General features: G+C 38.6%; 18 protein-coding genes. 7 read left to right on the forward strand and 11 right to left on the reverse strand.

All coding sequences use genetic code 11. The features are described from left to right. Positions 1–535: 535 nt before the first annotated feature. The 6 genes from IW22_RS21945 to IW22_RS21970 form a co-directional block, all read right to left on the reverse strand. Positions 536–1,795, reverse strand: coding sequence for a TolC family protein (locus IW22_RS21945; protein WP_051891351.1), 1,260 nt, complete (start codon positions 1,793–1,795; stop codon positions 536–538). After that, the gene (locus IW22_RS21950; protein WP_034731345.1) at positions 1,785–4,880 is read right to left on the reverse strand and encodes an efflux RND transporter permease subunit; all 3,096 of its coding nucleotides are present in this window, start codon (positions 4,878–4,880) and stop codon (positions 1,785–1,787) included. The genes IW22_RS21945 and IW22_RS21950 overlap by 11 nt, the downstream gene beginning before the upstream one ends. Positions 4,881–4,946: 66 nt before the next feature. Continuing rightward, the gene (locus IW22_RS21955) at positions 4,947–6,041 is read right to left on the reverse strand and encodes an efflux RND transporter periplasmic adaptor subunit (RefSeq protein WP_034731348.1); all 1,095 of its coding nucleotides are present in this window, start codon (positions 6,039–6,041) and stop codon (positions 4,947–4,949) included. Between the two features lie 62 nt (positions 6,042–6,103). Continuing rightward, positions 6,104–6,799, reverse strand: a complete 696-nt coding sequence (locus tag IW22_RS21960) for an MgtC/SapB family protein (RefSeq protein ID WP_034731350.1) — start codon at positions 6,797–6,799, stop codon at positions 6,104–6,106. 428 nt (positions 6,800–7,227) lie between these two features. Next, the gene (locus IW22_RS21965) at positions 7,228–8,580 is read right to left on the reverse strand and encodes an ATP-binding protein (RefSeq protein WP_034731353.1); all 1,353 of its coding nucleotides are present in this window, start codon (positions 8,578–8,580) and stop codon (positions 7,228–7,230) included. Between the two features lie 10 nt (positions 8,581–8,590). Further along, entirely contained in the window at positions 8,591–9,295 is a 705-nt protein-coding gene (locus IW22_RS21970) for a response regulator transcription factor (RefSeq protein ID WP_034731356.1), read from the reverse strand. A gap of 101 nt (positions 9,296–9,396) precedes the next feature. On the opposite strand from IW22_RS21970, the gene IW22_RS21975 reads away from it, so the two are divergent. From IW22_RS21975 to IW22_RS21990, 4 genes are all read left to right on the forward strand, one after another. Then, positions 9,397–10,068: a YiiX/YebB-like N1pC/P60 family cysteine hydrolase gene (locus tag IW22_RS21975; RefSeq protein ID WP_081874007.1), complete on the forward strand. Its 672-nt coding sequence runs from the start codon at positions 9,397–9,399 to the stop codon at positions 10,066–10,068. Between the two features lie 466 nt (positions 10,069–10,534). Beyond that, on the forward strand, positions 10,535–10,849 hold the full coding sequence (locus IW22_RS21980; protein WP_034731359.1) for an NIL domain-containing protein: 315 nt from the start codon (positions 10,535–10,537) through the stop codon (positions 10,847–10,849). A gap of 158 nt (positions 10,850–11,007) precedes the next feature. Beyond that, the gene (locus IW22_RS21985) at positions 11,008–11,559 is read left to right on the forward strand and encodes a LemA family protein (protein WP_034731360.1); all 552 of its coding nucleotides are present in this window, start codon (positions 11,008–11,010) and stop codon (positions 11,557–11,559) included. A gap of 3 nt (positions 11,560–11,562) precedes the next feature. After that, on the forward strand, positions 11,563–13,488 hold the full coding sequence (locus tag IW22_RS21990; RefSeq protein WP_051891352.1) for a DUF2207 domain-containing protein: 1,926 nt from the start codon (positions 11,563–11,565) through the stop codon (positions 13,486–13,488). Positions 13,489–13,559: 71 nt separating this feature from the next. On the opposite strand, the gene murA is transcribed toward IW22_RS21990, so the two are convergent. Then, positions 13,560–14,867: a UDP-N-acetylglucosamine 1-carboxyvinyltransferase gene (gene murA, locus IW22_RS21995; RefSeq protein ID WP_034731362.1), complete on the reverse strand. Its 1,308-nt coding sequence runs from the start codon at positions 14,865–14,867 to the stop codon at positions 13,560–13,562. After that, positions 14,867–15,553, reverse strand: coding sequence for a DUF4290 domain-containing protein (locus IW22_RS22000; protein WP_034731364.1), 687 nt, complete (start codon positions 15,551–15,553; stop codon positions 14,867–14,869). Before IW22_RS22000 ends, murA begins: the two co-directional genes overlap by 1 nt. Before the next feature lie 188 nt (positions 15,554–15,741). On the opposite strand from IW22_RS22000, the gene IW22_RS22005 reads away from it, so the two are divergent. Further along, complete coding sequence (locus tag IW22_RS22005; RefSeq protein ID WP_034731365.1) at positions 15,742–17,175, forward strand: alpha-amylase; 1,434 nt, start codon at positions 15,742–15,744, stop codon at positions 17,173–17,175. A 251-nt stretch (positions 17,176–17,426) separates the two neighbouring features. On the opposite strand, the gene IW22_RS22010 is transcribed toward IW22_RS22005, so the two are convergent. The 3 genes from IW22_RS22010 to IW22_RS22020 form a co-directional block, all read right to left on the reverse strand. Then, a complete protein-coding gene (locus tag IW22_RS22010) occupies positions 17,427–17,840 on the reverse strand; it encodes a thiol-disulfide oxidoreductase DCC family protein (protein ID WP_034731366.1) in 414 nt (137 codons plus the stop codon). 11 nt (positions 17,841–17,851) lie between these two features. Beyond that, entirely contained in the window at positions 17,852–18,313 is a 462-nt protein-coding gene (locus tag IW22_RS22015) for a heme-binding domain-containing protein (protein WP_034731367.1), read from the reverse strand. A gap of 115 nt (positions 18,314–18,428) precedes the next feature. Beyond that, complete coding sequence (locus tag IW22_RS22020) at positions 18,429–18,887, reverse strand: hypothetical protein (protein WP_034731369.1); 459 nt, start codon at positions 18,885–18,887, stop codon at positions 18,429–18,431. A gap of 443 nt (positions 18,888–19,330) precedes the next feature. Between IW22_RS22020 and katG the strand changes: the two genes are divergently transcribed. Together katG and IW22_RS22030 are read left to right on the forward strand one after the other, a co-directional pair. Continuing rightward, positions 19,331–21,610 carry a catalase/peroxidase HPI gene (gene katG, locus IW22_RS22025; RefSeq protein WP_034731371.1) on the forward strand — a complete coding sequence of 760 codons (2,280 nt, stop codon included), beginning with the start codon at positions 19,331–19,333 and terminating at the stop codon, positions 21,608–21,610. A gap of 448 nt (positions 21,611–22,058) precedes the next feature. Next, positions 22,059–23,816 carry a hypothetical protein gene (locus IW22_RS22030; protein WP_034731373.1) on the forward strand — a complete coding sequence of 586 codons (1,758 nt, stop codon included), beginning with the start codon at positions 22,059–22,061 and terminating at the stop codon, positions 23,814–23,816. The last annotated feature ends 223 nt before the right edge of the window (positions 23,817–24,039 follow it).

A 24,039-nucleotide genomic window follows, 5' to 3' on the forward strand; every position in this document is an offset into this window, starting at 1 on the left:
TTAATCCCGTATTTCTATTTGAGTTTTAAATGAATAAAGCATTTAATTCTTTATCAGCCCATGAATCTTATTCGGAGGCACTCTTAGTTTAATTAAATGCTTTCTCTTTCTCTAAAGTTAATAACTTTTATCCTCTGCTAATCTAAAGGAGGCTCTCGAAGCCCCTTTCCGTGAAATTTTTTCTATACAGATATCCAAAATCATCTGTGTCCCTATGAATAATCCGTGGTTAAAAAAGAATATTTAATTACCACAAAAGCCACAAAATTTTTTGAACACTTAAGTTATTTGAAGATTAAATACTTCATGGATAAGAAGTACACATAAGTTTCAAAAAAATATTTGATTTTTTTATTATTGCCAGAGCGTACCGAAGTGAAAATATAATGACTATTCAAGCTGCGGGTACGTTCCCCTCCCATGGAGGGGTGGCGAAAATTCAAAGAATTTTTGACGGGGTGGTCAAATATTAAACATTAAAAACATAATCATCCGCGTCATCCGGAAAATCTGTGGGAACAAAAAAAGTTTAACCTCAAAAATCAATATCCCAAATCCCAGTTTTCCTTTCCAGTTCTACAAGGGCTGCCGCATTTTCAGCTAACGTTTCAATATAATGCTGTCTGATATCATTATAAGTTCTCTGCGCATTCAGAACTTCCAGAATAGAACTTTCACCCCGCTGATAGCTGTAGCTGATGCCGTCCAGAATATTTTTCGCCTCTGAAAGCATTCCATTATCAAACTGTTTCAACTGCTTCTGTGTTGCAAAATACTGCTGATAAGCCTGCATAACCTCCGTTCGGACACTGTTTTGAATCTGTTTGTAGTCTGTTTCTGCCTGCATACGTGCCATTTCCGCTATTTTCAGATCCGCATTTCTACGGTTCGAAAATTTCAGAGGAATACTTGCTCCCAGTTTTACAGCATTCACGGCAGGTGAGGGAGCAATTTCGTTCGTTGCCCATGTATGATGCTCTGCGCCTACACTAAGTCCGAGGTCTATGACCCGTTTAGATTTTTCAAGCTGAACAAGACTCGCCGCCGTATTGATGTTCTGTTTGGAAGCCAGAAGATCAGTTCTGTTATTAACCGCCTCGAGAATCAGATCTTCAGGATTGAAATCTCTGCTAAAAGCTTTGAAATCTCCACTAATATTCTTTTCTTCCAAACCCGTTCCTAAAAATACGGAAAGTGCTGAGAAAGCCTGTCTGCTGCTGCTTTCTGCCATATAGAGATCATTCAGTAAAGAAGAAGCTTCCAGTCTGCTTTGCTTGGAGGTAACCTGAGAAATAGCTCCCAGTTTGTACCGGATACTGTCGGATTGGGCAAGCTGCTGCATACTGAGATAAGAATCTTTCTGAACGTCCACCAAAGCTTTTGTTTTTAACGCCTCAATATATCCGAGAGAAGCATCGGCTACAAGATTTCTCAAAAAGTACTGAAGCAGAAGTTTGGTGTATTCAGCCTGATTTTTTGCCGTTTCTATCCTTGCTTTTCTTTTTCTGCCTAGCTCGAGTGTCCAACTTAATGAAGTTCCGATGGTGTAGCCCATCTTTTTGGAAACCCCGCTATCCGAGGTTTCCATTTCAAGCTGAGGATCGGGGAAAATGCTTGCTGTCAGGATGGAAGCTTCAGCCATGCTCACATTGTATTTCTGAGCAGCGTAGCTTAAATTTTTTTCCCTGACTTCATTCAGATAAGTGGAGAAATTTAAAGTTTCCTTTTCCTGAGCTTTCAGTACAATTGGAAATAACAGGCCTATTGATATAATTAAAGTGATTTTAGCTTTCATCTGATGTTAATTTAGGTTGATCAAAACGATATTCTGCGAGATAATAGATCGCCGGCAGGATAAATAAAGTAAGGAGTGTTGAAAACATAAGACCGTACACGATCACTGTAGCCAGAGGTCTCTGCACATCCGACCCAATTCCGGTAGCTAATGAAGCCGGAAATAATCCTATGACAGCCACAGAAGCAGTCATCAGTACAGGTCTGAAACGGTCTTCCGCTCCTTTGATTACAGATGTTTTTAAATTCAATCCCTGTTTTCTGAGCGTGTTGATATGCGAGACCATAATCACTCCATTCTGTACCGCCACTCCAAACAGCGCAATAAAGCCGACCGCCGAAGAAACATTTAAAGTCATCCCGCGTACATTCAGCGCAAGCATACCTCCGAATAATGCCAATGGAATAATACTCATCAGAACAAGTGCCTGTCTGAAACTTCCGAATGCTCCGTAAAGCAGTAAGAACATCACAGCCAAAGCCAGCGGAACGATGAAGGCCAGTCGGGAATAGGCCCTGTTTTTATTTTCAAACTGTCCGCCCCATTTGATCTGGTACTTCTGATGATCATAGCGGATGTCTTTTTCGATGGTATCCTGTGCTTCCTTCAGGAAAGAAGATAAATCACGATCCCTTAAGTTCAGTTTAACCGTAAGATGTCTCTTATTCATTTCTCTGGTAATCGTACTTTCTCCGGTGCTCAGTTTGATTTCAGCCACTTGTGAAAGCGGTATTTTAGCTCCTGAAGCTGAAGTCAGCATAAGATTTCCGACCTTATCCGGAGTATTCCGGCTGTCTTCGGCATACCGGCACGAAATATCATAGACTTTATTGCCGATAAATATTTGTGAAATCGCTTTTCCACCCAGAGCGGTTTCGATGAGGTCGGCTACATCGGAAACATTCAGACCATACTGTGCAATTTTATCCCGGTCTGCAATGATTTGCAGCTGAGGAAGCGGCGGTTCCTGATCGATAGCGAGATCGGCAGAACCCGGAATCTTTTTTAAAGTGGAAAGGATCTGTTCGGCAATTTTTCTGGTTCCGCCAAAATCATCACCATATACTTTTACGACCAGTTCACTGTGTGCACCAGAAATTTTATCCATCACTCCATCAATCATAGGTTGGGAAAATCCTACGGAAAATCCTGGCATATTTTTATAATCATCAGCCAGTTCTTTGATAAGATCTGCTTTGGTTTTTCCTGATGCCCATTCTTTGTAAGGCCTTATTCCGACGGAAACTTCAAAATGGGAAGCGGTCCACGGGTCTGTTCCGTCATCATTTCTTCCGGCCTGTACCATTACATAAGTCACTTCGGAATGTTTCATGGTCTGAGTACGTAAAGAATCACTCATTTCTTTCGCTTTGTCTAATGAAATTCCGGGTGGAAGCTGTACCTGAAGCCAGATAGATCCTTCATCCAGTTCCGGCAGGAAATCTTTACCCACCATAAAAGAAAGGAGACCTGCGGAAAACAATATGACACCTGCGGGAATCAGCATTTTTTTAGGAGCTTTGATGATTCTTTCGATTCTTTTACCATACAGACTGCTTATTTTTTCAAGCCATCGGTTATGAAAAATTTTCTGTGGTTTTTTATAGATGACGTAAGCCAGTCCGGGAATTAAGATCAGTGCTGCTGCCAATGCTCCCAACAATGCATATCCGATGGTAAACGCCATGGGAGTGAAGAGTTTCTTCTCGACGCGTTCAAAAGCAAACAGCGGAAGATAAGCGGTGATGATAATGACAGTCGAAAAGAAAATAGGTTTTGCAATTTCTGTTGCTCTCTGGATGATGGTTTTTTCTTCCAGTTCCTGTTCGGGATGATCTTCTCTCTTTTTCAAAATCACTTCCAGCATCACGATGGATCCGTCTACAATAATCCCAAAATCTATTGCACCTAATGACAAAAGATTAGCAGGAATATGAGTAAAGTACATCAGAATAAATGCAATAAGCAGTGATAGTGGAATAGTGATCGCTACAAGTAATGCTCCTCTCCAGCTTCCCAGAAATACAATCAGAATAATAATGACCAGAACAATTCCCTCCGTTAAAGTATGGGTAACTGTAGTCAGCGTTGTATTCACGAGATCGGTACGGTCCAGATAAGCGTGAATTTTTACACCTGCCGGAAGAGTATGGGTGTTCAGTTCCTCAATAGCCTGATGAACATCCTTTAAAACTACGGAAGGATTTTGCCCTTTTAACAGAAGCACAATTCCTCCTGTACTTTCGTTATAATTACGGTTTCTGTCTGTATAGCCCAGAATTCCTTTTCTTTCAAGATTCCCGTACTTCAGAGTTCCTACATCATTCAGAAATACGGGAACTCCTTTTTCTGTTTTAATGACAATTTTCCCAAGATCATCTAAATCTTTGATGAGCCCGATTCCACGTACGACATAAGCCAGGTCACCTCTCGGGAGCATACTTCCTCCGGCGTTGCTGTTGTTTTTCGTGATGGTTTCAGTGACTTCAGATAAAGACAATCCATACTGATCCAGTTTTTGAGGATTCAATTCGATCTGAAACTGGGTGGTGATTCCGCCAAAATTCGTCACATCTGCAATGCCTGTCACCTGTTTGATTCTTGGGATAATGACAAAATTCTGCAGATCTGTAAGTTCTCTCAGACTTTGTCCATTACCTTCAATGATGTAGCGGTAGATTTCTCCCACAGGAGAGGTCAATGGATCCAAACCGGGCTGTGCGTTATAGGGAAGTTCTGCTTCGGATAATCTTTCCTGAATACGCTGTCTTGCCCAGTAGTCATCTACACCATCATCGAAGACCATCGTGATGATAGACAGTCCGAAGGTGCTTTTGCTTCTCATAATGTGCATTCCCGGAAGACCGTTCAGAGATCTTTCCAGAGGAATGGTAATCTGTTGTTCTATTTCTTCAGCAGCGAGTCCCGGAACCTGGGTCACCACCTGTGATGTCGTGTCGGCAATATCCGGATAGGCTTCCACGGAAAGTTTAATCCATGAATAATATCCGAAAATTCCTAATAGTAAGAAGAGGGCAAGCATCAGCCATCTCTTCTGTATGGAGAGTGTGAGTAATTTTTTCATAAGAGTATTGAATGTCTGGAAATCTTCTTGTTTGGCAGGCGAAAGTTTCCGGACTTTTAAAGGTTATTATTGGGTATCCGGCATATAAATCCCACCCTGAGTCATGATGATATCTCCCGGTTTAAGTCCTGAATTGATTCTTACTGTTTTTTCAGAAGTATTACCGGGAACAACGATACGTTTTATAAATTCCTGCTTAGCGGATTGTATCCAGACATACTGACGGTCTCCCTGCTGCATCAGAGCACCGGAAGGAATCACCACCGCTTTTTCTGTTCCTGCAGAGTAGGTAACGGCTGCGTACATTCCGGGTTTTAATTTTCTTTGCGGATTATCACATTGAATCAGGACCTTAATACTTCGGGTATCTTCATCTACCAGTTCACTGATATGATACACTTTTCCGGTAATTTCCATATCCGGATAGGTATTGACTTTCACGGATACAGGGTCTCCCGGACTGATAAAACGGATATCTTTCTCTTTCACAGCACCACTAATCCATACTTTTGAAAGTTCAGCGATAATCACAACAGGTTCCGAGTCTTCTTTTAAATATTGTCCGGTGACGATTTTGTTGGAAATAATTTCTCCGCTGATCGGAGCTTTTATAATGTAGGTTCCTCCCGAACTCTTGCTGTTATATGCATTCAATGTTGATGAAGCATTGGATAGAGATGTCTTTTTATTTTTATATTCGGTTTCTGCCTCTTCCAGTTCTTTTTGAATGCCCACGCCATGTTTCACAAGATCCTGCTGACGTTTGTAATTTTTTTCTGCCAGTCTCACATCATTCAAGGCATCGGAATAATCTTTCTGGACCGAAGAATATCCGGGAGCAAGGATTTCAAAAACCGGACTTCCTGCATTGACGTGCTGTCCGATACTGACAAAGGATCTGATCACCCTTCCCGAAAACGGACTCGCTATTTCCGCATAATTATTAGGAATGGTTTCTATGGTTCCGGCTGAGGTAATGCTGTTGCCGGATTCCTGTTCAGTCACCGTTTCTGTAGTAATTTTCTTCAAGACAGGATCGTTGTTCTTTATGGTCACTCGATTTCCCAGAATGTGGAATGCTTCTTTTTGTTGAGGTTCTTCTTTTTTACCGCTACAGGAAATGATAAGGGCAAAAACAGGAGAGAAGATCAGTATTTTCATAGAGCCTATATTTAGAGGTCGTTGTTTGTTTAAATGGATCATTTTACATTGATTTTTTAGGTTTATAAATCGCTTTCAGTGCCGATGATTTCCCAGCTTACCCTTGTGATTTTATCTTCCAGGGTGAGTCTGCTCACTGCCTTTTCTATAATATTATCCTGTGGGGAAGCGGAATATACTTCGGCGGAAATAATAATGTTTTCAGGGGTGTCTGTATCGTCGCTGGTAAGGGATTTGAGCAAGATCTGATCGGTGGAATTGAATGACTGCATCAGTAAAACTCTCGCATGGTTTTCAATTTCCGTTCTGCATTTAATCGTGATAAGGTATTCGGAAGTGCTGGTGCGGATGGTTTTTGAACCTAATGTTTTTCCCAGCGGGCGTAATATAGTATGCGTTAAAATAATAAGTCCGGCTGTCATTCCTGCCTCGGTAACAAATCCCAAAGCTGCCAGTGAGCCTACAGAGGCAGAACACCAGATGGTAGCAGCGGTATTCAGTCCGCGTACGGTAAGTCCGTCCTTCATGATGACGCCACCCCCGAGAAAGCCAATGCCGCTCACAATATAGGAAGCGATTCTTCCCGTAGCATCACCTCCGATTCTGAGGGATAGTAAAACAAATGCCGCCGATCCCAGACATACCAGAGTATTCGTTCTGAGGCCCGCACTTTTCTGATGCCACTGTCTTTCAAAACCGATGGAGGCACCCAAAATAAGAGCGGTCAGTAAGCGTGTGCCAAATTCTAATGTATTCATAACTTTTTCTTTTTTGCAGGCCTTTTTTCAGGCACACGGAAAAAGTATGCTCAGGAAAGCCTTAAGGTTGATAATAACTGGCAGGATCTGTGTCCATAGTTTGAATTATTTTGCTGCAAAAGTAGAAATAACGGCTGTGGCAGGCCGTTAGAGATGTTTTAGAATGTTATTAGAATTCTATTAGAGAAGTTAGAAGTTGGAGAGTAGTAGGGTTTGAGGGTTTTAGAGTTGGAGTGTTTTAGAGTCGGAGAGTGTATGAAAGTGGAATTTAGTTGCTAGTTGATAGTTGCTAGTTGCTAGTTGGCAAGTTGCTGGTTCAAACCTCGAAACCCGAAACGTGTATCTCGAAACTTTATTAACGATTAAAATAAATCTAAATTTCTATTTCATTACGATTCTGTCTGAAATCTGATATCTGGCATCTGGTCTCAAAAAACAATCTGAAAGCTAGTCGTGTTTTTCCCAGAAGAAACCTGAATTCTGGCATGATGAAGATCGATGATCTTTTGGGTAAGGTAGAGACCGATTCCGTATCCTTTTTTATCGAAAGAATTTTCGGCTCTGTAGAACGGTTTGAAGATGTTCTGCTGATCTTTTTCAGAAATGGAGATTCCGTTATTGATGAATTGGATGGAAAGATGATCAGCGACCAATCCGACATCAATACGGCAGGTGTCATCTGAAGCATATTTACAGGCATTATCAATAAGATTGTTGAATGCCACCAGAAGAAGATAAGGATTTCCTCTGTGAATCAGTTTCTGCTCGTCTATCTCGGGATCAATATTCAGATGGATGGTATACTGCGGATTTTCTTTTCTGATTTTAGCATAAGAATCCATCAGGATTTCATCGATTCTGATCTCAGAGAAACTTATTTCTGCAGGATCATAGCTGGCTTTGGCAAGATCCATTAAGCTTCCGGAAAGTTTGCTCATGTTTTTTACATCCGTTAATGCATTCAGAATGATTTTCTGATATTCTTCCTGAGTATAATTTTTTTGTAGAGCCAGTTCCAACTCTGCGGTCATAGCAGCTAGTGGAGTATTCAGTTCGTGGGAAATATTGGAAACAAAATGCTTTTGTGTACTGAAGGAATGATCCAGTCTTTCCAGCATTTGATTGAAACTTTTTTCAAGTTCGTGAAATTCTCCTTTCTCTTCGGACTCATCCAGTCTCAGCTGTAGTTTTCCGGCATTGATTCTTTTGATCTGTTCCACCATTTTAACCGCTGGGCTGAGTGCTTTTTTCGAGAGAAAAAGACCCGCCAGATAAATAAGCACGAGAATAATAATGAATGAAATAATACTGATCGTCAGCAAATGATTAATCGAATTATAACCATACTGATCATAAGCGGCCGCAGTGATGGCATATTGTTTTCCCTTGTGAGAATAAACAATTCCCGCCACCTGAAAATCATCCAGAAAAAAGAAAAGCTGCTTACTTTTGAAAATTTTGGAAAGCATTTCAGCATTTTCCTTCACATAATCTACTTTCGAATCATCATGATACACAAGATTGAACCCGGAATCATAAATGGCCACCTGAACTTCGCTTAAAGTCTGCGTATTATTTTTGTACAGCTGATGCATTTCCTTTTCACTCAAATCACCTTGGAAAAAGAGGTTGGCTTTGGCTACAGCTTCACTTTTAAGTTCTGTATAAAACGAAGTTTCCCTGGCTTCCTTTGACGAATAGTAAATGGCAGCCCCATAAAAGCTGATGAGCGTTGCAGTCACTAGTGTAAACAGTAAAGTAAGCCTGGTTCTAACTTTCATTCCGTATTTTTTAATTATTGGAACTGTCTTCGTAGCCCTTTTTTAAAATAAATCCCATGCCCGCCCTGGTATGGATGAGCTTGGTTTCAAAGCTGCGGTCTATTTTTTTTCTGATATAATTAATGTAAACATCAATGAAATTCGTGCCTGTATCAAAATGAGTATCCCAAACATTTTCTGCAATCTCATGACGGGAAAGCACCCTTTCAGGATTTTCAAGCAGAAATTTCATCAGATTAAATTCTTTGGGAGTCAATTTGATCAGGTTTCCGGAACGGGTAACGGTTTTCAGTTTCAGATCCATCTCAATATCTTCATATTGCAGTAAAGTTGAGGTTTCCGGACGATAGGTGGAATATCTTTTAAGTAAAACCTTGACTCTGGCCAAAAGCTCCCTCATTTCAAATGGCTTGGTCAGATAATCATCTGCCCCCGAATCAAAACCTTCCAGTTTGTCATCTGTCGTTCCCAGCGCGGTTAACATAATGACTGGGATTTCAGGTTTCAAAGCCTTGATTTCTTTGCAAAATTCCAGACCGTTTTTCACAGGAAGAATAATATCTGTAATGATGAGGTCAAAGTTCAGCAATTCAGTAAGCTTTAAGGCCGTTTCACCGTCAGCAGCGGTATTGACTTCCATATCATGTTCCATCAGTCCTCTCGCAATCAGCTGCGAAAGTCTTTTGTCATCTTCAACGAGTAGGATATGAGGCATAGAAATCTGGTTTTATTGCTGTCCTGCAAAGGTAATTAAGTATTTTCACATACCTGTTATGAATACAATTTGTAAATTTGACCGCTCAATGATAATGTACTATGATTAAAGTTAATAAAGATCCGCTGAAGAAAGCGATACAAATATTTACCTGCGTTCTTTTCTTTGCTGTAACGCTTCTGCTGCAGTATTGTACGCCACATCCGAAAACCGGGCCTTTGAAAAATGGGGACCTGCTTTTTGTGACGGCGAAAGAAACCGGACTTTCGGGAGCGATCAATAATGTCACTCAAAAACAAAAAGAAGCATCCTTTGATCATATCGGAATAGCAGAAAAAGAAAATAATCATTGGTATGTGCTTCATGCCGCTCCAAAAGGAGGTTCTCAAAAACAGGACTTAGCTTCTTTCCTTAAAGATCAGTCCGATGACGGGCAGAAAGTCGTGATATACCGTTTGAAATCTGAATATCAGAAATCTGTTCCGGCAGCACTTGAAAAAGCAGAAACTATGCTTGGAAAGCCGTATAACTTCAATTATATTCTAGACGAAAATTCTTACTACTGCTCAGATTATATTGAGAGAGCGTTTCGTGAACATAATATCTTCAAGTTGGAGCCCATGACATTTATCGATCCAAAAACCGGAAAAATCAATGAGTTCTGGACTGAATTTTACAAGAAGAAAAACTTAGAAGTTCCGGAAGGAAAACCGGGATGCAACCCCAATGGACTGGCAGCTTCCGATAAACTGGAAAGAGTAGGAGAGTTGTAAATAAAATCTCATCAATACTATTACCCTTAAAGACTTGAATGATCTTTGAGGGTATTTTTTTGTTGTGTAAAAAAAAGATGCTTGAATCCGTGTGAAATTTTCAAACGCAAAGTTCTATGATAATCATGAAGACTTTAAGATGGCAAAGAGAGAATCAACTCCGTTGATTCGATGAAGCGGACTTGCTGATGTATGATGAGTAAAAGAAAATCTGTGTCATCCGTGGGAAATATCTTTTGTTTTAAAAAATCTGCATGATCTGTTCAATCTGCGTGAGACAATTAAGCCCAAAGATTGTTCAGTATATCTTCTCCTTATTTCCCGGATTGAAAAATAAATATGTTAAAATTTAAAATTATTAGTCCACTAATTTGGTAGACTAATAATTTTTTATATTTTTGTCAAAGATTTAACGCAAGAAAGCAACCATGATCTAGAAAATGTTTAACCAAAAAATTGTTTAGTGATGATTACACCTAATCCTACGCTGCAGATAATACCCAATACTACCATTGGACTGCCTAAAAAAGAACTGATACTGGAAATAGAATTGAATGGCAAAATGAAATTTGAGCATTTGATGAATACCATTTATAATCAGTTTGGGATATGCCACAGGGTGTTGTCTGCCAATGTAGAATATGTGAATGGAAACAGTTTTGGTTCGGTACAGTTATATATTAATGTTAATTCAGAAGACTACCAGAAGCTGGAGTTTTATCTGAATAAAAATAAACTTTTAAATACCATGGTGGAATACCACTGCCGTAAGTATTTTTAGGGGAGATTCATATAGTTTTAATTACAGAAAGTATCCGGTTTTCCGGGTACTTTTTTGTTTCAAACAATAAAATTTGCTAAAATATTTTTATCCAACTTTTTAATTACCAGTTCAGATTTAAAAAAACACTACTTTTAAAGCATACAAAATAAAAAATTATGACCATAGTTATTATTATTGCTTTAGCTGTTGTGTTTGCGCTTTACGCAGTATCCATCTACAACCGACTTGTCAAACTGAGAAATCTGGTTCAGGAAGCGTGGAGCAGCATAGATGTAATGCTTAAAAAACGTCATGACCTTATTCCCAATCTTGTGGAAACGGTGAAAGGCTATGCTACTCATGAGCGTGAGACCCTTGACAGTGTAATCAGAGCAAGAACTCAGGCTGTAGGTGCCGATTCCGTTCAGTCTAAAGAAGCTGCGGAGAAAAACCTGAATCAGGCGATGATGAATTTATTTGCGGTAGCTGAACAATATCCTGATCTGAAAGCTAACGCGAATTTTCAACAATTGCAGGGAGAACTTACTTCTATAGAAAATGATATTGAAAAATCAAGAAGATACTACAACGGAACAGTCCGTGAAAACAATACGTTGGTAGAATCTTTCCCGAGCAATATCATCGCGAATATGTACAAATTTGAGAAATCCCCGTTCTTCGAGCTGGACAATATTGCAGAAAGAGAAGTTCCAACTGTAAAATTCTAGGAAATGAAAAAGTGGTTACTGCTTTTCTTTCTTCAGTTCTTTCTCATCGCCTTTGCTCAAAATGAATTGGCGAGGGCAGATCAGTTGTCTGTTATCGGGCCGGAAAAAATTATTTCTTTCCATTCGGATATTGAGGTGGATAAAAATTCGGGAATTACCGTTACGGAAAACATTAAAGTATACAGCCTTGGAAATAGCATCAAAAGAGGAATTTTCCGGGCTCTTCCTTTATCAAGAAATCTGAACAATAAAACACAGAGGGTACAATATGATATCCTTTCTGTGAAAAAAAACGGAATTGATGAAAATTACCATGAAGAAACAGGAGACGGCTATTTGAAAATATACGCCGGAAACAAAGATATCATCCTGGATCCCGGAACTTACGATTACGAAATAAAATATAAAGCACAGAATCAGATTGGATTTTTTCCGAAGTACGATGAATTTTACTGGAATGTCAATGGAACATATTGGGACTTTGACGTAGATTCTATTTCTGCAAAAGTAACGCTCCCGGAAGGCGCAGGGATCATCCAGAACTCTTGTTACACAGGAGAATATGGCAGCAACAGCCAGAACTGTACAGTTAAAGTATTGTCCGATCAGTCTATTGAGTGGAACGCATCAGGGCTTAAAGCGAATGAAGGTCTTACTGTTGCGGTAGGTTTTAAAAAAGGAATTATGGTACCGCCACCACCACCTACTTTCCTTGAAAAGTATGGAATTCTGATAGGCGCATGTATCATATTCTTTGGACTAATGCTGTATCTCTATTCCACATGGAGAAAATACGGTATAGATCCTGAATCCCCGACGGTTTATCCGCAGTTCAACGTTCCTGAAAATCTTTCGCCGGCTTCTATGGGCTATATCAATTCTGAAAGTTTTAAAAATAAATATCTGACCGCTGCTGTCGTCAATCTTGCTGTAAAAGGCTACGTAAAAATTATTGAAGGTGAAGATTCCGGTGTGCTGGGATTTTTTAATACCAAAACTTTTACCCTGCAAAGACTGAAACCAGCCGATGAATCCCTTTCTAAAGAAGAGATCAATCTGATGAACAGCCTCTTTTCGCAGTATGAAGATTCCATTAAATTTGATGGAAAATATGATTCGAAAATTGAAAAAGCAGTCCTTAACTTCAAAGAAACACTCAAATTTCAGTACGAAGACTTTTTAAATGAAGGAAATAATACCAAAAAATTGGTACTGCCATGGTTGGTTATCACAATAGTTTATGGTCTTGGTTTATTGATAAGCTTTAAGATATTGCCTGAGGCTGAAAGAGTATTCGCCGGAGTTATTTTATATATTATTCTTTTTATTGCATTTGTTTTAATTGCATTTTTAGCTAATAAATTATCATGGAAGCTTCTGTTTCTGATTCCTATTCCCATTAGTATTATTTTAGGAATTGGAGGAATTATTTCCCAGGAAGGCTCAGATGCCGAAAGCGTTAATTTTAGTGTCTGCTATATTTTTCTTGCCCTTGGTTTTTCAGTGATGGTACTGTATCAGTATTTAATAAAACAGCCATCGAAAGAGAAACTGAGAAAGAAATCTCTGATAGACGGTTTCAAAATGTATATGGGAGCAGCAGAGAATGAGCAGCTCAAATTCCACAATCCTCCTCAGATGACTCCACAGGTTTTTGAAACCCTGCTTCCTTTTGCGATGGTGATGGGAGTGGACCAGATCTGGGGACAGAAATTTGATGACTTATTAAAAAGAACTTCAACCGAATATAACAATTCATGGTATTACGGAGGCGTAATGAATCATTATGCTTTCGGGAATACGCTGAACTCAAGTCTTACGCAGTCCATACAGTCTGCATCTACCAAACCATCCAGTTCCGGCAGCGGATCCGGTGGCGGTGGATTCTCTGGAGGCGGCGGAGGCGGTGGTGGAGGCGGTGGCTGGTAGCCATCCATTCTGAAAAAAAAAAGCGTTCAAAAATTACTTTGAACGCTTTTTTTATGGGAATAAATGTATTCTTAAATTCTTTCAATATCAGCACCAATGGCTTTCAGTCTTCCGTCAATATTTTCGTAACCTCTGTCGATTTGCTCAATATTGTGGATGATCGATTTTCCTTCTGCAGAAAGAGCTGCGATAAGAAGTGCGTTTCCGGCTCTGATATCCGGGGAAACCATCGTTGTTCCTCTCAAAGGAGCTTCCTGGTTCAGTCCGATTACTGTAGCTCTGTGTGGATCACATAAAATAATTTGGGCACCCATGTCAATCAGTTTATCTACAAAGAATAATCTGGATTCAAACATTTTCTGGTGAACCAAAAGACTTCCTTTCGCCTGAGTAGCTACTACCAGAATAATAGACAATAGATCCGGTGTGAATCCCGGCCATGGAGCATCTGAAATAGTAAGGATAGATCCGTCGATAAACTTTTGGATTTTATAATTTTCCTGAGCAGGTATGAAGATATCGTCATTACTCTGTTCAAGCTGAATTCCTAATTTTCTGAATGTATTCGGGATAACGCCAAGCTGGCTCCAGTTTACATTTTTGATGGTGATTTCAGATTTTGTCATGGCAGCAAGACCTATCCATGATCCGATCTCTACCATATCCGGAAGCATTGTGTGTTCCGTACCGTGAAGATGTTCTACCCCTTCAATCGTAACCAAATTGGAACCGATTCCTGAAATATTCGCTCCCATTCTGTTCAGCATTTTGCATAATTGCTGAAGGTAAGGCTCGCAGGCAGCATTGTAAATTCTTGTTTTTCCTTTGGCAAGGGCAGCAGCCATTACAATATTCGCTGTTCCCGTTACAGAAGCCTCTTCCAGAAGAATAAATTTCCCTCTAAGTTCTTTAGCTTTTAATGAATAGAAATATTCTTCTTCATCATAATTGAATTCAGCACCCAGTTCAACAAGTCCCTGGAAGTGCGTGTCTAACCTTCTTCTTCCGATCTTATCACCTCCCGGAGTTGGCATATAAGCCTCACCATAACGGGCAAGCATCGGACCCATCAGCATAATGGAACCTCTCAGTTTAGCACCGTCTTTTTTAAATTCGTCTGATTTTATATAATCGAAATTGACCTTATCGGCTTTGAATGTGAAATCGCCCTGGCCATTCTTGGTTACTTTTACACCAAAGTCACCCAAAATTTCAATCAGTCTGTTGACGTCATGGATGTCCGGAATATTTTTGATTCTTACCTCCTCATCTGTTAACAGGACAGCACATAAAATTTGTAAAGCTTCATTTTTAGCCCCTTGTGGAGTGATTTCCCCATGCAGCCTTTTTCCTCCTCTTATCTGAAATGTTCCACTCATTACTTTCTGTTTTTATGGTTGTTGTTATGCCTTCTCTTATTAGTCTGGTCTTTATTATTACTCGTATTGCTGTTGTTTCGTGTGTTATTATTTCTGCCGTTGTTGCTGTTGTTATTTCGGCTATTGTTGTTGCTGGTGTAGTAGATCTTGCTCTTTTCGAGAGATTCTATTCCGGTAAGGTCCAGCCTGTTTTCAGACAGCTCTTTCAGGTGACGGAAAATCACGTCGTCCGTTACGTGCTCCTTATTATAGACATTGTACGACTTCTTCATATTGTTCGCAATCACTTCGATCAGGGCTTCTTTTTCGTCGCCTGGTTCCAGTTCGATAGCTTTATCGATCAGTTGAAGGATACTTTTTCCGTAAAACTTAAAATCACCCTGAAGTTTAGGGTATTCCATTCTTTTAGGTTTTTCTGCCAGCTGTTCTCTGGTAGGGAAAGGATATGGGGAGTCTACGTCAAGATCATATTCTGCTAAAATGAAAAGATGATCCCAAAGTTTATGTTTATAATTTTCTTCGTCACGGAGTTGAGGGTTTCTCTGACCCATAAAATCGATAATGGCCATAGCCATTTCACTCCTTTCCTCTTTGGTAGGGAGCTCTTTGCAGCGTTCAACCAGCTGCTGTATGATTCTGCCGTATTCCGGCATATGAAGCTGAGTTCTTTGGGTGTTATATTCCATAATATGCAAATATATGGATTAAAAGAAAAATTGTTTTGAAAATATTAAAAGTTTATGATTTTTTAATGAAAATTTTATGCAGTCTTTTGCGGAGATCTTTCGGTGAAAATGAAAATATTTCACATTTTATAGAATTTGTTTTAATAAAATTGTAATTTAGTTAATAGGTTAATAATTAAAATACTAGAATGAAAAAAACACATTTTCTCGTTTCGATGCTGGTTTTAAAAATTTTTAATGCTTGCCAGAACAATGATGAAAACGACAATGACAATCTCCGAAAATCAGAGTCTCATACGAAGACCGTAAACGTTACTACCCATGACGGCCGCCCATTCAGTACCGGAAGCGGATCTGTAGCCGGAAAATTTGTATCCGGTCCCGGAGGTGGAGTGCTGATGCAGGGCTTTTACTGGGATGTTCCCGAAGGCGGAACCTGGTGGAATGTCGTAAAAGACAAACTGACGGCCTGGTCAGATTCAGGAATCGGGGCAGTATGGCTTCCTCCCGCATCAAAAGCTCAGAACGGAGCCTATTCAATGGGATACGATCCTACCGATTATTATGATTTCGGGAATTTCAACCAGAATGGAAGCACAGAAACCCGTTTTGGATCCCGGACAGAGCTGGAAGCTTTAATTACAAAAGCTCACGCCGAAAATATGCAGGTTTACGCAGATATTGTCATCAATCACAACAGTGGCGGGCAGTCTCAGGCAAATCCTTTCACCGGAACGAATACATGGACTGATTTCTCAGGAATTGCTTCAGGAAAATTTCCGAGAAGCTACAATGACTTTTATAAAAATTCTTACGGGAATAATGACGAAGGTGCTTTCGGAGGCTTTCCCGATCTGTGTCATGCAAATCCTTATGTACAGGACTGGCTTTGGGGAAGAGATGACTCTGTGGGAAAATACTATAAAAATGTCATGAAATTCGACGGCTGGAGATTTGATTATGTGAAAGGTTTTGGCCCTTGGGTAGTCAACTCCTGGAATAGCAATGTGGGCGGGTTTTCCGTAGGCGAATTGTGGGACTCCAATGTGAATACCTTAGAATGGTGGGCCAATAATGCCAACAGCTCCGTTTTCGATTTTGCAGCTTACTATAAGATGGATGAAGCTTTCGACAACGGCAATTTAAATGTCCTGAATGACGACATGATGTGGAAAAGAAATCCTTACAAAGCCGTGACTTTCGTAGCTAATCATGATACCGATATCATTAACAATAAAATGCCGGCCTATGCCTACATTCTTACTCATGAAGGATATCCTACCATTTTTTACCGCGATTATGAAGAATGGCTTAATAAAGAAAGACTGAACAATCTGATCTGGATCCACAACAACAAAGCTACCGGAACTACTTCAATCCTCTACACGGATAACGACGAATATATCGCAAGGCGTAACGGCTACAACGGAAACCCAGGACTCGTAGTCTATATCAATAACTCGACAAGCTGGCAGGAAAGATGGGTAGAAACCAACTGGAGCAGTCAGCAAATGAAAGACTTTACTGGTCATTCAAGCTGGTACCCAACGACACAGGGTGATAAATGGGTAAAAATCCAGTGTCCACCGAACAGCTATTCAATATGGTCATTGAATCAATAAAATTTTTAATGATGTAAAAACAAAAGCAAGGGTAATTTATCCTTGCTTTTTTTATTTATACTAAAAAAATATTCAATAGGAATGGGTTTGGGCAATTTAGGATCTCTCGCAGATTATACGGATAGAGCAGATTAGCAAAAGTAAAATCTGCATCATCTGATTAATCTGCGTGAAATTTTTAAATCACTATATGCATTACCTTTATCAGAATCCGCAATCATCTATGAAAATCCGTGGTTAAATTTAAAACCTCAAACCTCAATAAACTTCTTCTTTTGTTCCCTGTCCGGAAGAAAACACTTCTGATTGGCAAGTTTCATTCTGTTTCTCGAAACAAGATCATACACCTGATCACTTAAAAACGCAGGGACAAGTTTCCCAACAGCCGACAGCTTATAAACCCCACCCAAAACATTAGCAATCTGTAAAACCGCCCGTGATTTCGTATAGTAATACTGTCCGGGCTTCCAGAGATACAGTGTGTTGAATACTTTTGATTCCAGACCTCTTTCATTCAGGAATTTCTGCCCGAAATCAGACTGTAAAGACGCAAACATAAACCGGTCATGCTTATCCCGTTCGAGAACCCATTGCACCCAAAAATTACAGACGCCACATTCGCCGTCAAAAAATACAATATGTTGATGTTGCCAGTTCTCTCGCATGATGTTGATATTTAGAATGCCATTTTTCTTTCGGTATCTTCTTTTACTTTTTTGAAATATTTCACGAGTTCTTTACGCTGTTCAGGGGTCAGTTTAGCATCCTGATGTCCTACATAGTAAGATTCCAGTGGCATTTCTTCTTTCCCGACCATCTCTATACATTCTTCCAGTTTATGAGCCTGTTGTTTGGGTTCATACACTGCAAAGGTAGAGAAATTAAGATGCTTTCTGCCTTCATCTATATGATTTTTAACGAACCATGAAGCCGGTGAAATACTTGCGTACCATGGATATTGGGTTTCGTTGGAATGGCAGTCGTAGCAGGAGGTGCTGATGATCTTTGCAATAGGTTCCGGCGTGTTTTTAATCTTCAGGAAATCCATTCCCGGAGTAGGAGGTGGATTGGTTTTATCGATGGGAAAAAACTGAATGATGATAAATGCTACGAGAAGGATAACCACTATTTTTTTCATATCGAATTCTTGTTTATAGTATAAAAATAATGAAATTTTAGCTAAGATTCCATCTTTATATTCTTCTATCTGATGAGTTTTGCTGTTTCTATGAACAATGTGGTATTGCTATAAGTCACGAATAATAATAATTAATATGCATATCGTAGTTCGTTAAATCCCGGGTTCCTTCTAACATTTTTATAAGGGCACTTATTATTTTGCTGAGATCTTCTGTGGGAAAAGGTTTGTTGTAGAACATCTTAAAATCTTCGTCTTTAGTAGGAATTGACTGCAGTTCTGCTGTTGTAATGTAGCTTCCTTTATTTTGAATCCTATTTTTTACGTTTTGAAGAATTTGAATCATGGTCTGTTCTTCCGAAGAGTCTGATATATAGGAATCCCAAAGGAAAGCAAACCAACCTCCCATCTCACCATTGATTACCATCCTGTGATATTCCTGAAGCTGTTCTTTCTTTGTAAAGATATATTCAGCTTTTTTTAATTCTTCATTAATATAATGGAATGCCAGCTGCATAAATGTATCAGATGTTAAGAATCCTTTATCCTTATAATCCATATTTTCTGTTGCCATAAGTAGTTTTTAAAATCAATGAATGGGGTCAATTGGTGTATGCTCATTGAGCAGGTATTATATTCTTATATTCATTTAAAAAATTCACTGTTTTATACAGTTTTAGATCATATATTTCTGATTTCAAAAATGCTTAACACTCAAATTTAGTGATTGTTAATGATAATTGGTATGAACTGGGATGAGTTTCATTTGAATCATTCTAAATATGCCTGTTTGCTCTTGCTTTTTATACAGATGTTCTTGAATTTTGATTAACTTAATTGCATTATTATGTCTTTTGTTATCATGTACCCGGAGAATTTGTAAAACTGAATTTGTTATAGTTTTTAACTATTGTTTAAATTAAAATTAATAGATTGTATTTATAAAGTAAGCTTTGTAGATTTGTCAGGTCTTTAAGAATAAACTGTATTAATCAACATAAAAAATATTAAACGACAATGGAAAATGATTTAAATGACATCAGTAAATGCCCGTTTCACAACGGAACAATGAAAAAAGAAGCCGTAGCCGGTGGAGGAACCAAAAATCTTGACTGGTGGCCCGAGCAGCTGAGAGTAGATATTCTGCGCCAGCACTCGTCACTTTCAGATCCTATGGATAAAGACTTTGATTATGCTGAAGAATTTAAAACCCTTGATCTTGAAGCCGTAAAAAGAGATCTTCATGCTTTAATGACAGATTCTCAGGACTGGTGGCCTGCCGATTTTGGGCATTATGGTCCTCTGTTTATCCGTATGGCCTGGCACAGTGCCGGAACTTACCGTGTAGGAGATGGTAGAGGAGGAGCCGGTGCGGGACAGCAGCGTTTTGCCCCTTTGAACAGCTGGCCGGATAATGTAAGTTTAGACAAAGCCAGAAGACTATTATGGCCTATCAAACAAAAATATGGAAAGAAAATTTCCTGGGCAGATCTTTTAATCCTTACCGGAAATATCGCTCTTGAATCTATGGGCTTTAAAACATTCGGTTTTGCAGGTGGGCGTGAAGATGTTTGGGAACCGGATATGGATATTTATTGGGGTTCTGAGAAAACCTGGCTGGGTGGTGACTTACGTTATGCACACGGATCAGAAGGAGTCGCTGAGCAACATGGTGTGCTTCCTACCGATGATGATGCAGATGGTGATATTCACTCCAGAGATCTTGAAAAACCGCTTGCGGCCGTACAGATGGGACTTATTTATGTAAATCCTGAAGGACCGGACGGAAACCCTGATCCTATTGCAGCGGCTAAAGATATCAGAGATACCTTCGGACGTATGGCGATGAATGATGAAGAAACAGTGGCACTGATTGCCGGTGGACATACCTTCGGAAAAACACATGGTGCCGGCCCTGCGGATAATGTAGGAAAAGAACCGGAAGCTGCAGGAATTGAACTTCAGGGACTGGGATGGAGCAGTAATTATAAGTCAGGAAAAGGAACGGATGCCATTTCCAGTGGTTTGGAAGTAACCTGGACTGAAACGCCAACCGAGTGGAGTAATTACTTCTTTAAAAATTTATTCGAAAACGAATGGGAGCTTACCAAAAGCCCTGCCGGAGCTCATCAGTGGGTTGCTAAAAATGGTGCAGAGATCATTCCTGACGCATTTGACCCCAATAAAAAACACAGACCTACTATGCTTACCACGGATCTTTCGCTGAGACTGGATCCTGAGTATGAAAAAATATCAAGACATTTCTACGAAAACCCGGATGCATTTGCCGATGCTTTCTCAAGAGCCTGGTTTAAACTTACCCACAGAGATATGGGTCCTAAAGCAAGATATTTAGGTCCTGATGTTCCACAGGAAGAACTGATCTGGCAGGATCCTATTCCTGAAGTGAACCATGAATTGGTGAATGATGCAGATATTGATGCATTAAAGAATAAAATATTAAATTCAGGACTGACAGTTTCTGAATTGGTATCCACAGCCTGGGCTTCTGCCTCTACATTCAGAGGTAGTGACAAACGGGGTGGTGCCAACGGGGCAAGGATCAGACTCGCTCCTCAAAAAGACTGGGCGGTCAACAATCCTGCTAAGCTTCAAAAAGTATTGAATGGATTAGAAGGAATTCAGAAAGAATTTAATGATGCTCAAGGTGGTGGAAAGAAAATATCCATTGCCGATATGATTGTTTTGGGAGGAACTGCAGCAGTGGAAAGAGCAGCGAAAGATGCCGGACATGATATTAAAGTAGCTTTCACACCAGGAAGAATGGATGCTTCACAGGAACAGACCGATGTTGAATCCATGAATTATATGGAACCTGCAGCTGATGGATTCCGTAATTATCAGAAAAAAACATTCAGTGTATCTACAGAGTCTCTGCTGATTGATAAGGCACAGCTTTTAACTCTTACATCTCCGGAACTTACTGTACTTATCGGTGGAATGCGTGCTTTAGATGCGAATTTTGACGGATCCAAACATGGTGTATTCACCAACCGTCCCGGTTTACTTACAAATGATTTCTTTGTTAATCTTTTGGATATGAATACGCAATGGAAATCCATTTCAGAAAGCAATGAAGTGTATATGGGAACTGACCGCTCAACGGGACAGCCGAAATGGACGGCTACCCGTGCAGATCTTGTTTTCGGTTCCAATTCTGAATTGAGAGCGATTTCAGAAGTGTACGGAAGCAGCGATGCACAGGAAAAATTTATAAAAGATTTTTCAGGAGCATGGACCAAAATAATGAATTTAGACCGATTTGATCTCAAATAAACCGGCTAAAAAATAACATAAACCATCCCCCCGGCCAGAATGGCCGGGGGGATTTGTTTAATATCTAATAAAATAACAGTTTAGTGATTTTGAAAATTTATACTTTTAAATTTTTTTCCGGTTATTTTTCTTTCACGGAACGGTTATAATGGGTTCAACTTGCTCTCTATTCAGGATTAATGTTAACTAATTGTTATCTAATATTCATTTTTTTGAAATAAAAAGTTAATTATTATTTCGTAATAGACTGGTTATTAATAGTATTTTGATTAATTAATGTTAACTATTGGTGTGTATTGATGCATCCATAAGAAAGGCTTACTTCGGCTTTGTTTTTGAGACAGAAATTATAATTTTAATACACAACAGGGGAATATATTGAATTCAAGCCCTCTGATTTCACATATTTTCATTGTGTTGTTAATAATAATGTTGAAAAAATGCATTGATGAAAGATAAGATTATTAAGATTTTAACCGTTTTGCTGTTTTTTGTGTTTGTTATTTCATGTCATTCCTCTAAAAAAGAAGAAGCTAACAATTATTTTAACCGTATAAACGAAGATGTGTCCAAAATTGTTCACCAGCCTCAAAAAATTAAAGAACTTAAAGCCAGAGAACAGACAAAATATGTAAGGACACATGATCGTAAGTATCAGATTAGCAGTAAATATATAGAATTGTTTTATGATTTTGATGATTCTGAAGACAGGAATGATGAATATGGGTTAAGTCAGATTCCAATTGTATATGAGTTATTGATTCTCAACAATAATGAATATGATTATATTACTATTGCATGCAATTTTAATCTGGCTCATCAGTTTGAGCATAAATCACCTAAGCTTTCCATGCAGTTCCTTAATGATGCCATTAAACTTGATGAAAAATCCGGAAATAAATTTTACCTGCCTCATCTCTATCATCTTAAAGGAAGACTGTTTTTTAATGAAAAAAAATATTCCCAGGCCTTAATCTACTTTAAAAAGGCACTTCAGAATTTAGATAAAAAGAGAAATAATCTGATCTATATTTCTTCTATGCATAATAATTTTGCCCTGTCTTATGAAAAAATGGGACGTACTGATCTTGCTATAAAGGAAACCAGGGAAGCGATTGAAGTTTTGGAACGGGAAAAAAGAATGAATTTAAATGAAATCTCCTTTTTAGAAAAGATGAAAGGGAGTATGGGGTTTTATTATTACAAAACAAAAAATTATGCAGAAGCAGAACGTTTACTTCTTGAGGAATTTAACTTCTATAAAAAGGGAGGAAATTTTCATGGTGAATCGGTCAATAATCTTAAAAAACTATTTAAACTTTATAATGATACCGGCCAAAATGATAAGATGAAAAAAATTGTGGAATATGGAAGATCTATTAAATCAAAAATTCAGGCTATACCGGACAAAATTATAATTGATGAAATGGCTCAGTCATATTCTCTAAAGATGAATGACCCTCAGTCTGTAAAATCTTTATGTCACGAATTGATTTCTCTGCATGATAAGAATGATGAAAATTCCACTCAAAAGCTTACTTATATCTCGGATATGCTTAACAGTTTTATCATCAGAATTATTGATCAAAAGCATCAGTACAGAATCAATGATCAAAAAGTAAAAAACAGAATTATGCTTATAACGGTGTGTATTGTGATTGTTATTTTCGGAATTACCATTTATACTATTCGAAACACGAACAAAAAAGAAAAAGAACTGGCTGAAAAGGAGAAAATTATTCTCATGAAGAATAAAAAAATTCTGGAACAGGACCTGAAACGGCAGGAGGAAAAGATCACCAATCTGCATTTGAATCTTAACCTGAAAATAGAAACAGAAAAGACTTTTCTGGAAAATATAAGAAAAATCAAAAAATCAAAAAATATAGATGCCGAGCAAACAATCACTGATCTTTTTTTGAAAATCAATAACCTGATCCAGATTGATAAAAAGAATTACGATTTGATCAATGAGAGTTCCAGGGAAAATAAACAGTTTATTCAGAAACTTTCTGAAAGATTTCCTTCACTTACTAATAATGAACTGAAGTTCTGTGTGTATTATAAACTGGATTTTTCTTCTAAAGAAATTTCGTTACTGGAAAATATTACGGATGGAAGTGCGAGGGTTTATAAGACCAAAATAAAGAATAAAATGAATATTGGAAAAGAGTCAGCACTGAACACATTTTTGAAAAGTATTTAAACACATTTTAAAACTATTCTTAAAGTTACCGCATTTTAGTTTCGTGTTTTGATCATGCTTTGAATAATCAGAATAAAATTTCTTTCCGTTTGATGATTTTATTTTGTTGTTTTGGAAGAGTTTTATGGAATGTCTTTATTTCGATTTTAATATTTTGATTTTCAATTTGTTGTAAATTAATAATTAACAATTACTTAATGTTAAATTAAAATATAGTTAACAA

Origin of the sequence: Chryseobacterium sp. JM1, assembly GCF_000737715.1 — a bacterium.
Lineage (GTDB): Bacteria > Bacteroidota > Bacteroidia > Flavobacteriales > Weeksellaceae > Chryseobacterium.